Genomic DNA, 597 nt, shown 5'->3' on the forward strand with positions numbered 1-597 from the left:
TTTGTATAAAAAGCGTTTTATAAATCGTTTCGTGTGACACATGCATTTCCTGATTATCCGGATAACAGCGTTTCAGCCAACCGGCGATTTGTTCCGGCGACCAGTCCTGATGCATCTTTTCTGCAATGAGTTTACACAATGTGGGGCTTTCAATTAGCTTGCAAGGTTTTGGTCTCAGAGCACTTTCCCACGCAGCTGTATCTGCTTTTGCTGCACGGTATTGTTTTGCACCTCCATGCCTCTTGATCTCGCGGCTAATCGTTGAGGGGGCTCTTGATAATTTATCAGCGATATCCCTGATGCTACGTCTTGCTACCAATCCTCTGGATATCTCCTCTCTTTCATCAAGTGAAAGAGCCAGCCGGTGCCGCTTTCGAACAGGAGGGCGATACCCACCAGTCTGGTGGATAGTCGGCATAATAGAAGAATGAAATCTGTCGAACATTCTGGCGATATCATGCAGGGAATCACCTTGCTTATACCTGTCCCAGATAATCGCCTTCTGCTCTGGCGTGTAGTTAATCCGAGTTCTTCGTTTCATGGCAACGTCCCCCCTTGATTAAGGATAGCGTTGCATCGACCCATTGAACTCACAGC

Annotated in this window: 1 protein-coding gene; it reads right to left on the bottom strand. The window is 47.2% G+C overall.

Annotated features, from left to right (window positions below; translation table 11 throughout):
• On the bottom strand, nucleotides 1–541 hold a 541-nt coding region (locus tag AC2FC2_RS26945; protein ID WP_490660204.1), incomplete at its 3' end, for a transposase.
• Between the last annotated feature and the right edge of the window lie 56 nt (nucleotides 542–597).

The organism is Serratia sp. CoH_122_TC_1 (assembly GCF_058191755.1).